General features: G+C 50.3%; 15 protein-coding genes and 1 pseudogene. 8 read left to right on the top strand and 8 right to left on the bottom strand.

Annotated elements, in window-relative coordinates; genetic code table 11:
- Window positions 1–113 precede the first annotated feature (113 nt).
- The 4 genes from BFV67_RS10745 to BFV67_RS10730 all read right to left on the bottom strand — a co-directional run bounded on the left by BFV67_RS10745 (window position 114) and on the right by BFV67_RS10730 (window position 3,289).
- Window positions 114–1,148 (bottom strand): amidohydrolase family protein, encoded by a 1,035-nt coding sequence (locus tag BFV67_RS10745; protein ID WP_032663510.1) that lies wholly within the window; start codon window positions 1,146–1,148, stop codon window positions 114–116.
- A gap of 102 nt (window positions 1,149–1,250) precedes the next feature.
- A complete protein-coding gene (locus BFV67_RS10740) occupies window positions 1,251–2,198 on the bottom strand; it encodes an aldo/keto reductase (protein ID WP_032663511.1) in 948 nt (315 codons plus the stop codon).
- Between the two features lie 84 nt (window positions 2,199–2,282).
- The gene (locus tag BFV67_RS10735) at window positions 2,283–2,972 is read right to left on the bottom strand and encodes a type 1 glutamine amidotransferase domain-containing protein (RefSeq protein ID WP_032663512.1); all 690 of its coding nucleotides are present in this window, start codon (window positions 2,970–2,972) and stop codon (window positions 2,283–2,285) included.
- 11 nt (window positions 2,973–2,983) lie between these two features.
- Complete coding sequence (locus tag BFV67_RS10730; RefSeq protein ID WP_032663513.1) at window positions 2,984–3,289, bottom strand: hypothetical protein; 306 nt, start codon at window positions 3,287–3,289, stop codon at window positions 2,984–2,986.
- A 139-nt stretch (window positions 3,290–3,428) separates the two neighbouring features.
- Between BFV67_RS10730 and BFV67_RS10725 the strand changes: the two genes are divergently transcribed.
- Complete coding sequence (locus tag BFV67_RS10725; protein ID WP_032663514.1) at window positions 3,429–4,328, top strand: LysR family transcriptional regulator; 900 nt, start codon at window positions 3,429–3,431, stop codon at window positions 4,326–4,328.
- A gap of 27 nt (window positions 4,329–4,355) precedes the next feature.
- Here the strand turns inward: BFV67_RS10725 and BFV67_RS10720 are convergent, their stop codons facing one another.
- Window positions 4,356–5,264, bottom strand: coding sequence for a LysR family transcriptional regulator (locus tag BFV67_RS10720; protein WP_069598298.1), 909 nt, complete (start codon window positions 5,262–5,264; stop codon window positions 4,356–4,358).
- Between the two features lie 212 nt (window positions 5,265–5,476).
- Here BFV67_RS10720 and BFV67_RS10715 point away from each other — a divergent pair, with 212 nt between their 5' ends.
- Together BFV67_RS10715 and BFV67_RS23855 are read left to right on the top strand one after the other, a co-directional pair.
- The gene (locus BFV67_RS10715) at window positions 5,477–6,463 is read left to right on the top strand and encodes an aldo/keto reductase (protein ID WP_032663516.1); all 987 of its coding nucleotides are present in this window, start codon (window positions 5,477–5,479) and stop codon (window positions 6,461–6,463) included.
- Between the two features lie 148 nt (window positions 6,464–6,611).
- Window positions 6,612–6,773 (top strand): annotated as a pseudogene (locus tag BFV67_RS23855) (aldo/keto reductase); the annotation flags it as partial.
- A gap of 68 nt (window positions 6,774–6,841) precedes the next feature.
- Here BFV67_RS23855 and BFV67_RS10705 read toward each other — a convergent pair.
- Window positions 6,842–7,879 (bottom strand): aldo/keto reductase, encoded by a 1,038-nt coding sequence (locus BFV67_RS10705; RefSeq protein WP_063435465.1) that lies wholly within the window; start codon window positions 7,877–7,879, stop codon window positions 6,842–6,844.
- Between the two features lie 414 nt (window positions 7,880–8,293).
- On the opposite strand from BFV67_RS10705, the gene BFV67_RS10700 reads away from it, so the two are divergent.
- Both BFV67_RS10700 and BFV67_RS10695 read left to right on the top strand, forming a co-directional pair.
- Window positions 8,294–8,737 carry a PACE efflux transporter gene (locus BFV67_RS10700; protein ID WP_008503221.1) on the top strand — a complete coding sequence of 148 codons (444 nt, stop codon included), beginning with the start codon at window positions 8,294–8,296 and terminating at the stop codon, window positions 8,735–8,737.
- 94 nt (window positions 8,738–8,831) lie between these two features.
- Entirely contained in the window at window positions 8,832–9,218 is a 387-nt protein-coding gene (locus BFV67_RS10695) for a VOC family protein (protein WP_069598297.1), read from the top strand.
- A gap of 17 nt (window positions 9,219–9,235) precedes the next feature.
- On the opposite strand, the gene BFV67_RS10690 is transcribed toward BFV67_RS10695, so the two are convergent.
- Complete coding sequence (locus BFV67_RS10690) at window positions 9,236–10,009, bottom strand: DeoR/GlpR family DNA-binding transcription regulator (protein WP_069598296.1); 774 nt, start codon at window positions 10,007–10,009, stop codon at window positions 9,236–9,238.
- A gap of 86 nt (window positions 10,010–10,095) precedes the next feature.
- Here BFV67_RS10690 and BFV67_RS10685 point away from each other — a divergent pair, with 86 nt between their 5' ends.
- On the top strand, window positions 10,096–10,680 hold the full coding sequence (locus BFV67_RS10685; RefSeq protein WP_069598295.1) for an NUDIX hydrolase: 585 nt from the start codon (window positions 10,096–10,098) through the stop codon (window positions 10,678–10,680).
- 285 nt (window positions 10,681–10,965) lie between these two features.
- Window positions 10,966–11,658 carry a helix-turn-helix transcriptional regulator gene (locus BFV67_RS10680; protein ID WP_008503218.1) on the top strand — a complete coding sequence of 231 codons (693 nt, stop codon included), beginning with the start codon at window positions 10,966–10,968 and terminating at the stop codon, window positions 11,656–11,658.
- 14 nt (window positions 11,659–11,672) lie between these two features.
- Here BFV67_RS10680 and BFV67_RS10675 read toward each other — a convergent pair whose 3' ends face one another.
- A complete protein-coding gene (locus tag BFV67_RS10675; RefSeq protein ID WP_069598294.1) occupies window positions 11,673–12,311 on the bottom strand; it encodes an acyl-homoserine-lactone synthase in 639 nt (212 codons plus the stop codon).
- Window positions 12,312–12,749: 438 nt separating this feature from the next.
- Between BFV67_RS10675 and tam the strand changes: the two genes are divergently transcribed.
- Window positions 12,750–13,508, top strand: a complete 759-nt coding sequence (gene tam / locus BFV67_RS10670; protein WP_069598293.1) for a trans-aconitate 2-methyltransferase — start codon at window positions 12,750–12,752, stop codon at window positions 13,506–13,508.
- Window position 13,509 lies beyond the last annotated feature (1 nt).

Raw genomic sequence — 13,509 nt, 5'->3', positions numbered from 1 at the left:
AGTATAGAGTGACACCATTATTTTTTTTAGCGCAGTAAAGGCTCATTCACTTTTAGGCAAAAACTAATAATGGTCGACTGTTCTCATTGTACCGGTCATCATGAACCCGTGAACTACGCTGTGATGCCCAGTAAACGTTCTGCATTGCGAAACGCGATGGCCTCTTTTTCAGCCTTATTGACCGGCAGACAGTCGATAAATGTTTTTACACCGTCCAGGGTCTGATAGGGATAATCAGCGGAGAACAGGATCCTTTCTGCCCCCATTAACGCGTAGATAAACTGGAAGTGCGGCAGCGTCAGCATACCTGACGGGGTAACGTAAACGTGCTCCTGGAAGGTTCTCGTTAGCGTGCGTGACAGACCCGTTGCAGCCAGTGGAAGGCTGTCATCAAGACGCTGCAGCCAGAAGGGCAGCATCTCCCCCCAGTGGCCACTGATTACCTGCAGGTGGGGATATTTATCAAATGCGCCCGATAACATAAGCCGTAACAAATGGATCCCGGCTTCGTGATGCCAGCCCCAGCCAAACATAGAGAGCCGGGAGTTGACCTCTGCGCTAAAGCCCGTGAAGTAGGCCTGTTGCACGCTTTTAAACGGTAATCCGGGATGAAGATAGAGTGGCACATTCAGTTTATTAAAGCGGGAAAGCAGGGAGTCATAGTCAGGATGATCGAGAAAGCATGAAGAGGGTCGGCCATTCAGAAGTGCCCCCTTAAACCCCAGTTTTTCAACTGCGCGGACAAGCTCATTTTCAGCATCTTTCGGCTGTGCCCAGGGAAGTGTGGCAAATGCCGCGAAGCGATCCGGGTGATTTCTTACCGCCCCGGCAAGGCGATCGTTTGCCGCCGTATTTAATGTTACCGCTTCATCCTCGGGTGCCAGCTGGGGGAATCCGCCCACAGAGAGTATCTGCAGGGTAATTCCAGCCTCATCCATATCCCTGAGGCGGCGGCTTCCCAAATCAGCGCCTTTCGCGTTTATCAGCGCATTCTTTTCTATCTGCGGCCGGCTTCGGTCAGGATTATGACCATCAGCGACGGTTTTCCCCCAGTCGCCAAGGAAAGGCGCCTGCTCAAGCGCAACAGGCATACACGCTCGCCCTAACTCGCTGTCGAGATAATGTTCTTCAAGGCAAATGATTTTCATATTCTCACCCTTCATACAAAGCAGTAAAAGTGATACAGATTAGGATCGCCCTGAACTGTCCATACGTGAATGTGATTCATGACAGTCTGTTCCGGATGGGCTTTACACCATCGGTTTTTCCCAGGCGCCTCGTGTATCCACTCTGGTCTCTGCGGCGAGTTGTTCCAGCAGGATGATTTCCTCATCGCGTAACTGGATGTCTGAAGCGCAGGCGGCGTCCAGCACGTGATGGGCTTTAGTCGCACCAACGAGGGGAAGGGTACCTTTTGCAATAGCCCATGCGATGGCTATCTGTGCAACGCTGGCATTCCTTTCGGCTCCCATTTTTTTCATGGCGGCGGTTAATCTTTCAATCTGCGGCAGTACAGAGTTATAACTTTCGGCCCGGCCACTCCCGGCAGGCATGGGATGATTTGAATCATAACGACCACTGAGCGCGCCTTGCTCCAGGACCATGTAAGCAAAGAACGTGATGTTATTTTTTCGGCAATAATCAAGGATCCCGGCCTCTTCAGAAGCGCGATAGAGCAGGCTGTAGTGATTTTGTACTGCACTGAGGGAATAACCGGATGCGTTAAGGATTTCGTTGGCGCGTCTGATTTGTGCCAGATTGTGGTTGGAAACACCTACGCGTTTGACCTTACCGCTTTGTAAAAGTGGGATCAGTCCTGGCGTCCATTTCTCAACGTCGAGGGGATTATGGATCCAGTAGATATCAATCGCGTCCACACCCAGACGTCCGAGGCTGGCCTCAAGCATATCGCTGACAGGCTGCGCTGACTGTTCGTTCGCAATCTGCGGTGTGAATTTGGTGGATAAAATCATATCCTCGCGGGGGAACTGACGGACTAATGCTCCCAGCGCTGCCTCGGAACTCCCCATGCCATATACTGCTGCGGTATCCCAGAGATTGAGGCCCTTACTCATGGCCGTGGTGAACACGTCTGCCATCTGAGTATCAGAAAGATGATTGCCGAAGACGGTGTCGCCACCGGCGAAACCTGTGCCCCAGGACCATGTGCCCAGCGCGACGGAAGGTAGTGTTTTCATATTCAGCTCCTGTAAAAAGGCCGGAACATTGCTGACGTAAACCGGCCAAAGAGGGTGAGTAACGATGAAAGACAGATGAATGAATTAAGTTGGCTGGCGGAGGGCATTTAACAGCGCCACACCGACACCGTGCGCTGAAGCGGGATTCTGCCCCGTGATAAGGCGTCCGTCGGTAACCACGTTTTCAGACCAGTTCGGGGCTTCATGATGAAGCGCGCCATGCTCGCGGAGTGCAGTCTCAAGCAGGTAGGGAACCACATCTGTGGTGTGAACTTCTTCCTCTTCCTTGTTGGTAAAGGCCGCCACGTTTTTGCCTTTCACCAGGTATTCGCCGCTGCTGAGCTTTGCGTCAACCAGTGCCGCAGGCCCGTGGCAGACGGCTGAGACAATCCCATCACTTTCATACACTTCGCGGATAATACGCTGGGCATCATGGCTGTCGCGGAAATCCCACATGGTTCCATGCCCGCCCGCAAAGAAAACGGCGCTGTAATCGGAACCGTTCAGCTCAGATAACGCAGGCGTTGTGGCCAGGCGCTGCTGAAAATTGGTTTCGTTCCAGTACCAGGCGTTGACAGGATCACTGAGGTCAAATCCATCCACCGGCGGCTGTCCCCCGCGAATGCTGGCTATCATCGTTTTTAGTCCGGCATCTTCCAGTACTTTCAGCGGATGGGTCAGCTCGGCCAGGAAAAAACCGGTTGGAACACCGGATGCGCCTTTAATCGGATGGCTGGAAACGACACACAGCACGGGTTTATCTGCAGGTTTCATATCGGGCCTCACTATTTATTTTTGTATTCAGCGGCAAAGAGATTTTCCCAGTTAATAAAGGAGCCAAGCGGAATGCACTCAAAGCTTAATAAGCCAGCTTTTGCCAGCGGGAATTCGGCCATTACGTTCATCGCTTCATCGACAGAGTCACATTCAAGAAAAATAGCGACGCCAGGTCTGTCCTGACGGAAGTAGATGTCGCGGATGAAGCCGGATTTATACAATCCCCAGGCGTGCAGCGCTTCAGCGTTAAGGTGTGGAGCATATTTTTCCAGCGATGCTCCAGGTGCGGGGATATCCAGACATAAAATTCGCATCATAGTCTCCTGAACTCAGGTCGTTGTAGAAAGAGATAAAAGTATAAGAGGCGAATTTCACGAAGATTAGAGGAGCATTGACTTAAGCATCTTTAGACTGTACTTAATAATCAGGCGGAGATTGCTTTAGGAAAACATTATGAATAACGCCCTGTATAACCAGATACGGATCTTTCAGAGCATTGCACGTGAGGGCAATATTTCGGCAGCCGCAAGAAAACTGGAAATTACGCCTCCCTCCGTCAGCAATGCGCTTAAGCTGCTGGAAGATCATATTGGCCATCCGCTTTTTGTGCGTACGACCCGCCGTATTGAGCTGACGGAAACCGGGCAGCTGTTGCTGGAACAGACCGCTGCGGCGGTGGAGTCGCTGGAAAATTCGCTTGAAAGCATTCGCGACCAGAATCAGGAGCCCTCTGGTATCGTGCGAATCACGCTCTCGCGTTTTGCCTATCTGTTAATTCTTAAGCCTGCAATGGCGAAATTCTGTCAGCAATATCCGGGTATACAGCTTGAAATTTCGGTTTACGACGGTACCGTGAATGTTATCGAAGAGCGTTTTGATCTTGGGATCCGTTTTGGCGATATCCTCGAAGGTGGGGTGGTGGCGCGGCCGTTAATGAAACCCTTTCGTGAAGGGTTATATGCATCCTCAGCTTATATCAGCGAGCATGGAATGCCCGAGGTGCCGGCTGACCTCAGTCAACACAAGCTGATTGGCTACCGTTTTATTACTAACAACCGCATCCTTCCGTTGATTCTGAACGATCGCGGAGAGCAGTTGACGGTTGAGATGCCCGGGCAGTTAATCAGCAACGATATTGACGTTATGGCAGACGGGATCCGTAACGGCCTGGGAATCGGACGTTTGTTTGAACCCATCTTGCAGTTACAGCCGGACAGGGAGCGCTTTATACCCGTGATGGAGAGCTACTGGAAAACCTACCCGCCAGTGTATCTCTATTACCCCAAAAACGCGGGTAAAACGAAAAGAGTGAAGGCCCTGATTGATTTTCTGATATCCGCTACGGGACGATAACGCCTCGTTCAGTATGGAGGCGCTATTTCACAACCCCAGCGGCCGGGCCTCCTGTATGAACTCAATCAGAAGGCGAAGCCCGGTCGGTAGTTGCCGGCGGCTTGAATAATAGATATGAAAACCTTCCTCCAGCGGGGACCACTCCGTAAGCACCAGGCGGAGCCGTCCATCCTTCACATAGGGTGCAACAAGAGGCTCCGGAAAATACATCAGGCCGGCTCCGCCTAATACGGCCACAAGGCCCGTTTCAGCCTGATTGACCGTCACAGAGCCAGGCACACTGATTTGGTACGTTTCGCCGTCTCGCTCAAGTTCCCAGCGATAAATCCGATCGTCGCCGAGACGATTGCTTATACAGCGATGGTGTAATAAATCATCAGGATGTTCAGGCGTTCCGTAGCGTTCAAGGTAGTCGGGGGATGCTGCGATAACCCAGCGAATATCGGCAGATAAACGCCGGGCAACCATGTCTTCCGGGACGGTGCCACCATAGCGGATACCGGCATCGAAGCCCGCATCAGTGACGTCAACCATACGGTTGCTGGCCACAATATCGATTTCAATATCGGGATAGCGATCCATAAACGCGGGCATAACTGGCGCAAGCAAAAGATTGGCCGCTTCAACGGCAGCATTGATGCGGATACGTCCGGTAGGGGTATTACGATACCGGTTAAGCGATTCAAGCGCGCCTTCTATCTTGTCGAAAGGCTGAAGGACAGACTGAACCAGTTCTTCACCTGCAGCCGTAGGTGTAACGCTCTTGGTCGTGCGATTAAGGAGGCGAACCCCGAGCCGGGTTTCCAGTGCCTTCAGGGCATGACTAAGCGCTGATGCACTGACACCTAATTCAATCGCCGCACGGCTGAAACTGCGATGACGTGCAATAGCCATGAAATAAATGAGATCGGCGACATCAGCTCTGCTTATTTGCATACAGAATCGTTTTCCTTGTGCGTTAAGGCCCGAATGCGTTGATACGGAAATGATATACACCATAGACCGACCAGGGCTAATCCGTTGCTGAATTTTTTTCACAAGTCCATCCACTCATCGCCTCTCACTGAACACGTTGTGCTTCGTTATTCTTGAAAATTATGCGCTCTGGCCGTCGGTCAGGGCGGAACATTCACCTAACGGAGCCGTGTATGAACTATACGCATCTTGGCCGCACCGGCCTGAAAGTCAGCCGCCTTTGTCTCGGAACCATGAATTTTGGTGACGTCACCGACGAGAAAACCAGCGCCCGCATTCTGGATGAAGCGCTTGAGGCGGGTATAAATTTCATTGATACAGCAGACGTGTATGGCACTGAACAATCACCCGATATCCAGCAAGGTTCGGGGCTGTCCGAGGAAATTATTGGTCGCTGGCTCCAGCAGGGTGGCCGCCGTGACCGTATTGTTTTGGCGACGAAAGTCTATCAGCCTATGGGGCCAGGTCCGAACGATCGCCGTCTTTCTGCTTATCATATTCGTAAGGCCTGCGAGGACAGTTTGCGACGGCTTAAGACGGACCATATTGACGTCTATCTGATGCATCACATCGATCGCTATACGCCATGGGAAGAGGTCTGGCAGGCCATGGAACTCCTTGTTCAGCAGGGAAAAGTGCTTTATATCGGTAGCAGCAATTTCGCGGGCTGGGACATTGCGACTGCGCAGTCAGTTGCCACGGCTCGTCATTCTCTGGGCCTGGTTGCTGAGCAAAGTCTCTACAATCTGACTGCCCGGACTGTTGAGCTGGAGGTCATTCCCGCATGCCGTCATTTTGGCCTGGGACTGATTCCCTGGAGTCCACTTGCCGGAGGGTTGCTTGGCGGCGTACTGAAAAAGATGGAAAGCGGGCGCCGTGCAAGGCCCGCGTTTTCCCGTCTAATCGAACAGTATCGTCCACAGCTGGAAGCCTACGAAGGATTATGTGAGGACCTCGGCGAAACCCCTTCCGATGTGGCGCTTGCCTGGCTCCTGCAGAATCCTGTCGTTACTGCTCCACTTATCGGGCCTCGTACGGTCGAACAACTCCAGCAGGCGCTGCACGCAACGACAATCACGCTATCAGACGACACCATGAGCTGTCTCGACGAACTCTGGCCCGGACCCGGGGGAGAAGCGCCACAGGCTTATGCCTGGTAATGACCAAATTAATGAATCCTTTCTTCGCTATAGGGAGTTCCAGTTTATGAGCAAGATGATGCATGACCAGCATTCTGCTTCCGTACCCGCTTCCCGGGATCGTCGCAATTTTCTGATCGCCGGAGCCGGTCTGGCGTTGGCCGCAACCCCGGGTACGACGCAATATCCGCACCTAATAGAAAACAGCGGTGCACCGCAAGTCCGGTTGACGGACAGCGAGCTACGCGAAATCGATGCGGCGCTGGCCAAAATCCCATTGCAGGGCGGTCGCGCCGATCCGTTTACCGAAAGTCAGTTTGATAAAAGTTAAACGGTAATGGCCACCTTTTTCACATCAGTGGCCAGGGAGACCCGGCAACGCCGGGCCAGGGAAGGGTGTTAACGGTTCTGTATTGCTGAAGGCGGCGTGAGTGAAGGGGGCGTATCAGGAAGCGGGGGAATGATCCCGTCGACGGGGTGCGGCAGATAGAGTGCCTCGAGTTCCGTGATTTCAGCATCGCTAAGTGTAAAGTCCAGTGCGCTGATAGCCGTGGAAAGATGTTCTGGTTTGGTCGCGCCAATGATCGGGGCTGTGATGACCGTTTTTGATAGCAACCAGGCAAGTGCAACATGGGCTCTTGGCACATGGTGCTTTTCAGCAATGCTGGCAACAACATCAATAACGGGCTTATCCAGAAGGGCTGCGTTCTCGTACATTTTTAATGCAAAGGCATCGTTTTGCGTTCGTCGGGACGTGACACTCCAGTCGCGCGTAAGCCTGCCGCGCGCCATCGGACTCCAGGGGATCACTCCAACGCCCTGGTCTTCACACAGGGGCAGCATCTCGCGCTCTTCTTCCCGGTAAAGCAGGTTGTATTGCGGTTGCATCGTAATAAATCGGGTCCAGCCGTTACGCTCTGCAGTATGCTGCATTTTTGCAAAGCGCCAGGCTTCCATAGATGATGCGCCGATGTAACGTACTTTTCCTGATTTAACGAGGTCATGCAGAGCCTCCATGGTCTCTTCAACAGGCGTAGAGTGGTCAAAGCGGTGAATCTGAAAGAGATCCACATAATCCATACCTAAGCGCATCAGACTATCGTCAATAGACTGAAAAATGGCCTTGCGGGAAAGAAACCCGGTATTGGGTGAGTTGCGCCACGGAAAGAAGGTCTTTGTCGCCACAACGATCTCATCGCGTCTGGCCATTTCTCTCAGCGCTTTTCCTGTGATCTCTTCAGAACTTCCGCCCGAGTAGATATTCGCGGTATCAAAAAAATTAATGCCTGCTTCAAGCGCCTGACGAATGAGCGGTCGTGACGCTTTTTCATCCAGGGACCAGGGTTGAGGCAAACGTTCGGGGTCACCATAGCTCATACAACCGAGGCAAAGACGGGAGACTTGCAAACCGCTACGACCCAGATTCACATACTTCATTCTGTGTTCCTTCTTTTATTGCCAGCAATTCTGTATGTGACAGGGTATTGCACTGACATGAAGGGAACCAGCATGCGCCATCGAATGGTGTTTTGAGTTTTTTTCACAAATCGTCGTTATCGACAGTGAAAGACGAGAAGCGAGAGGGTGGTCAGAATTAATAACAGATTGATGTATCGGCTCGTGATTAGCTATCAGATGTCATTTAACATAATATACATTATGCGCACTTAAATAAGGAGAGGCAAAATCTGCATTTCTGCGGTCATGATTGACCTGGTCCATTGAATCATGTGAAGCCACCTTTTCAGGCATGATTTGTGTCGAGGCCCCGCACGACCCAACGTCTACGTTTACACATGGTTGAAAGACGTTTGATATACTTCAGCCTTTGCCCACTGCTGCCGTAAACTTATGGAAATTGAATTAGATAAAAGCTTTAGAGAAAGGATTTTCCACGCGGTCATTTTTGAAGTCACGGCCAACATTATCATCGCGCTGTCGCTTGCCTGGCTGATGAACGTGTCGGTACTCCAGTCTGGCTCGTTGTCCGTGATATCCGCGCTTACCGCCACGGCCTGGAATTTTGTGTTTAACAAATTCTTTGACGCTCTTCAGAAAAAATACCAGTTTGAAAGAACGTTCCTCGTCCGCGCGCTCCATGCGGCCTGTTTCGAAGCCGGACTTATCATCACGTTAATTCCTGTGGCCATGGTGATGCTGCATTTAACGATGACGGAGGCATTTTTTGTTGAGATTGGTTTGGTACTGTTTTTCCTGCCGTACACGATGCTGTTTAACTGGGTTTACGATTACCTGCGCTGGACATTTGTTGGACGGAAACGGTCTGCTATGTAACGAGATATCTGTCACATAGACGCACCTGTGCTCATATTCGACTCCTGTCACCTTCTATACTCTTCATTTCTCTATCGCTTTCAAGGAGTCGATAATGTTTGATCATGTGAAATTTGGCGTCAGCGATTATGAAAAAAGTAAAACCTTCTTCCTCGAGGCGCTTCGTCCGCTTGGTGTCGAACTCATCGATGAAGGCGCGCCGGATTATGGTGTTGAGATGAGCTCTGGCAACGTTTCGCTTTGCCTTTTCCAGACAAATGACAAACCGGCGCCTCTGCATCTGGCGTTTGTGGCCAAGACCCGTCAGCAGGTAGATGATTTTTACCATGCCGCGCTGGGCGCTGGCGGACGTGATAACGGTGAGCCGGGGCTACGTTCCTATGGTGAAAATTACTATGCCGCTTTCGTCATCTCGCCTGATGGTCATAACATCGAAGCCGTATGCCATGCGCCGGAAAGTCATTTAGAAGCTAAATCCTGACAGCCAGTCGCTGGCTGTCAGAGGCTGTCACGATCTGAGGCCAGCACGACGGATACCCCCTTTTCCGATACTGCGCGGATCCACTCCTTATCTGTACCGTCTTCAACGATGATGGTATTCACTGATGATACATCACCAATCACAAACGACGACGCGGTGTTGATCTTTTCCGGAGACGCCAGAACGACCGTTTCCGCGGCTCTGCCGGAAAATGCACGTTTGATGCATGCCTCTTCGAAATCGCCGGTTGTCAGCCCCGCATCCGGATGAATACCGGCCACGCCCATAAAGAACAGATCTGCATGAATATTCTCTATGCCTTCGATGGCCGCCGCGCCGACCGCAACAATCGAGTGTTTATACAACCGTCCGCCGATCAAAATTACCTCAATGGCAGGATGATCAACAAGCCCCAGAGCAATACTCGGGCTGTGCGTCACCACGGTGATGCGCAAGTCAGGCGGGAAAAAGGTAATCAGCTCCGAGGTTGTCGTGCCACCGTCGATAATTACCACCTGGCCTGATGAAATCAGCTGGGCCCCTTTCCGGGCCACCCTTTTTTTTGCATCCATCTTCACGGATTGCCGTTCGGCAAACGGAGCAATTGCGGAAGATGACGGTAGTGCGCCGCCGTGAACACGCTGCAAACGCCCTTCTGCCGCCAGCTCGCGGAGATCGCGCCGGATAGTGTCTTCAGAGACGTCGAAAAGAATGCTCAGCGCTTTTGACTGGACCTGACCTTCGGCACCCAGCTTTTCAAGGATCAATTGTTTTCGCTGACGAGTGAGCATCCTGTTTTCCTGATGTTGCATGTTTTACCTTGAAAGTGCATGATGTTGCTGTTTATGAGTATTACTTTACGTAAGGAGGAACAATCGTGCAATCAAAACGTGCAGATGTGCGCATCATTAACAGTGAAACCCTGTCAGATAACTGGTACATCCTTAAAAAATACACCTTCGACCTGCAGCGCCGTGATGGCGAATGGCAGCGGCAACAGCGGGAAGTCTATGACCGTGGCAACGGCGCGACGATTCTTCTCTACAACCGTGAGAAAAAGACGGTCATCCTGACGCGCCAGTTCCGCTTCCCTGTTTTTATCAACGGACATGAGGACGATTTAATTGAAGCGGCGGCGGGATTGCTGGACAACATGGATCCTGAAAGTCGCATCAAAGCAGAAGCGGAAGAAGAGACCGGATTCCACGTTACGCGCGTAGAGAAAATCTTTGAAGCCTATATGAGCCCGGGCTCTGTCACGGAAAAACTCTATTTTTATCTTGCCGAGTATCAGCCGAAAGACAGAACCGGCGCCGGCGGCGGGATCAAGGCTGAGGGAGAAGATATCGACGTGCTGGAAATGACGCTTGAAGAGGCATTACGCCGCATTGAAACCGGCAGGATTGTCGACGGTAAAACCATCATGCTGCTTTATCATATTACCCTGAAAGGCATTCTGTAACCCACTGGTTTAAATCCTGATTTCAATTTGCATGAACCTGGGGAAAAGCGTAAAACCTCCTAAATTTTGCAGCCTACTATATTTAGTGAACGATTTCGAAATTCGATAAAAACATCAACAATTCCCTAAGTCATCTGCATTTACCATTCAAAAATCCCAAACGTTCACGAGGCTGCCAGTTGAGGCAGCCTGTCTTATCTGTTGACTGGATTAAAATGCGACTCGCTACAGATAACGAAGCATATTATACTTGCTCCTCCACTCGTACAGGAGGCAGCAACTCACGTGAAGGATACATATTACAACGACTTAACGATCAATACGCAAATTCAGAGTGAGCTGGACGCGTTTTTTGAGGACTTCAAAGGGATCGTCTTCGCCTACGCCATTATGAACAAGAAAGATCCCTCACAGATGAGGATAATCAATAACAGTCCAGAGTGGTTTACTATCTACCTTGAAAAAAAATATCAGTTCATTGACCCTGTTATCATTCGGGCTTTGCGCTGTGTGGAAGATTTTTTCTGGGAAAGTGATGTTGTCCTGTCAGATGGTTATAACCTGACGCGTATTTTCGACGAAAGTGTCCAGTATGATATTTATCAGGGACAGACGTTTCCTCTGCATGACTATTTGAATAATCTTGTTGTCTTATCCGTCATCAGTCCTAAGCATTCTGGGATTGACATTGAAAAATATCGGCCGCATTTTCTACGTTTCCTTGTTCAGTTACACCAGAAGACACTCAATCTGTATAGTCAGCATCAGCAGAAAAAGAATGTTTTCCTGTCGCCACGTGAGCGCCAAATCCTTAAATGGGTCAGCGCCGGAAAAACGTACGCAGAAATTTCTGTTATATTGTCTATTGCTGAGCGCACCGTTAAATTCCATATGGGCAACATCATGAAAAAGCTCGGCGTGAATAATGCAAGGCACGCAATAAAACTTGGAACGGAACTCCGGTTACTGGAGGACTGAGCCTCAGCCACTGGTTATAAATGGCGTAAGTGCTCGAGCATTTCGCGAAGCCAGTGACTGGATTTGTCTTTGCTAATAATGTCTTCAATAATGCTGGTGCTGGCGGGCATATAAATATAGTAAATAATCTCGCCTTTTTCAGAAACACCGCGCTGAATAACTTCAACTTTCCAGTTCGCATGGCGAAATATGGCATACATTCCACGACTGGCTACAGCATACATCCCATGATATTTGTTCTTCATGCAATAAATATTCATTGCAAGAAACAATGCTTTACTGGCGGGCACGCCATGCAGACTTGCGGAATCTCGTATTTCTTTATCTAAAAATAAACGGCTCACTTCACAACAAGGAACATCTGCGGGAAAAACAATGGGGTTATCGAAATAATTATGAAAAATTTCGCTTATCATTGTGGGCTGCGTTGCGTTAATAAATCGTGCGCCGCATAACAGTTGTCCATCATACATACCCAGTAAATATGTCGTGTTATGGGAATCAAATTGATCCTTCTCCATACCTTCGACGCATTCCACTTTCCAGTCGAGTCGGTCCCGAAACGTTTTTCTCCGGAGCCGGTAAAGTTCGCGCGCTAATGCTGGGGGTAAATCATCGTAGTCGTGTAAAAAAAATTCAATGACAGAATTCATGCTCTTGTTCCTGATAATAACACCTGAAACTATTATCACCTGTCTTTTAGGACAGCTTTCATTGTGCCGCATATTCCCTATACTTAAAAAGTACCTGACCACGAAGTTCTCGCAAAACTAAGCGGCCAGGAGGTCAAAGACCTACGAAACACCAGGGATATACCCATCGATGATTATCTAATATTTAAAGTTTCGGGTACAGAGCATAAGAAGCACTTTGCCGATAAAATATTAAAAAACAATAATCATAAAATAATTACAATAAATGTATTGCCCCTTAATCTTTTAAGGGGTAATATTTCCGTTTTATTATTTTTTGCACCTTTCCTCATTTTCTGACTCTGCTGGCTTCTTCTGGCCAAACACCCTCGCCAATACCGCTTTGCAGGCATCTGCCTGTGCTATTCTTGCAGAAACATGCAAAACGGAGAATTGATAATGGCCGACTGGAACCCTTCTCTTTACCTGCAATTTGGCGCAGAAAGAACGCGTCCGGCCGCAGAACTGCTCGCCAGAGTTCCTCTGGATGAGGCCGCTACCATCGCGGATTTGGGCTGCGGACCGGGAAACAGCACCGCGCTGTTGAAGCATCGCTGGCCTTCTGCTCACATCACCGGGGTCGATAACTCCCCTGCCATGCTCGAGGAAGCACGCGCCGACTTACCCGATTGCCATTTTGTAGAGGCCGATATTCGTCAGTACGCGCCCGGCCAGCCGCTGAGCCTGATTTATGCCAACGCGTCGCTGCAATGGATTCCGGACCATTACGATCTCCTGCCGCATCTTGTTTCCCTGCTTAAGCTAAATGGCGTGCTGGCGGTCCAGATGCCTGATAACTGGCTGGAACCCACCCATGTGGCGATGCGTGAAGTGGCGCTGGAGCAAGACTACCCAGATCGTGGCCGCGAACCGCTGCCGGGCGTACACGCTTATTACGATATTCTGTCGGAAGCTGGCTGTGACGTGGATATCTGGCGGACAACCTATTATCACAAAATGAGCTCTCATCAGGCGATTATTGACTGGGTAAGCGCTACCGGCCTGCGCCCCTGGCTTCAGGAACTGAACGAGAGCGAGCAGAAACGGTTCCTGAAACGCTACCATGAACTGCTGGAAGAGCAGTATCCGCTCCAGGAAAACGGGCAGATACTGCTGGCTTTTCCAAGGTTGTTTATCGTGGCTCAACGCCAGCCCTGAT

The sequence above is a fragment of the Enterobacter roggenkampii genome, from assembly GCF_001729805.1.
GTDB lineage: Bacteria > Pseudomonadota > Gammaproteobacteria > Enterobacterales > Enterobacteriaceae > Enterobacter > Enterobacter roggenkampii.
Note: the sequence above shows the minus strand (reverse complement) of the source record. Positions and strands in the feature narration are given on the sequence as shown.

Bases quoted from the DNA above. Each gene is read 5' to 3' on its own strand.
- BFV67_RS10715 (WP_032663516.1), top strand. From the start codon at position 5,477: ATGAACTATACGCATCTTGGCCGCACCGGCCTGAAAGTCAGCCGCCTT.
- BFV67_RS10695 (WP_069598297.1), top strand. From the start codon at position 8,832: ATGTTTGATCATGTGAAATTTGGCGTCAGCGATTATGAAAAAAGTAAA.
- BFV67_RS10705 (WP_063435465.1), bottom strand. From the start codon at position 7,879: ATGAAGTATGTGAATCTGGGTCGTAGCGGTTTGCAAGTCTCCCGTCTT.
- BFV67_RS10740 (WP_032663511.1), bottom strand. From the start codon at position 2,198: ATGAAAACACTACCTTCCGTCGCGCTGGGCACATGGTCCTGGGGCACA.
- tam (WP_069598293.1), top strand. From the start codon at position 12,750: ATGGCCGACTGGAACCCTTCTCTTTACCTGCAATTTGGCGCAGAAAGA.
- BFV67_RS10725 (WP_032663514.1), top strand. From the start codon at position 3,429: ATGAATAACGCCCTGTATAACCAGATACGGATCTTTCAGAGCATTGCA.
- BFV67_RS10735 (WP_032663512.1), bottom strand. From the start codon at position 2,972: ATGAAACCTGCAGATAAACCCGTGCTGTGTGTCGTTTCCAGCCATCCG.
- BFV67_RS10675 (WP_069598294.1), bottom strand. From the start codon at position 12,311: ATGAATTCTGTCATTGAATTTTTTTTACACGACTACGATGATTTACCC.
- BFV67_RS10700 (WP_008503221.1), top strand. From the start codon at position 8,294: ATGGAAATTGAATTAGATAAAAGCTTTAGAGAAAGGATTTTCCACGCG.
- BFV67_RS10720 (WP_069598298.1), bottom strand. From the start codon at position 5,264: ATGCAAATAAGCAGAGCTGATGTCGCCGATCTCATTTATTTCATGGCT.
- BFV67_RS10730 (WP_032663513.1), bottom strand. From the start codon at position 3,289: ATGCGAATTTTATGTCTGGATATCCCCGCACCTGGAGCATCGCTGGAA.
- BFV67_RS10690 (WP_069598296.1), bottom strand. From the start codon at position 10,009: ATGCTCACTCGTCAGCGAAAACAATTGATCCTTGAAAAGCTGGGTGCC.
- BFV67_RS10745 (WP_032663510.1), bottom strand. From the start codon at position 1,148: ATGAAAATCATTTGCCTTGAAGAACATTATCTCGACAGCGAGTTAGGG.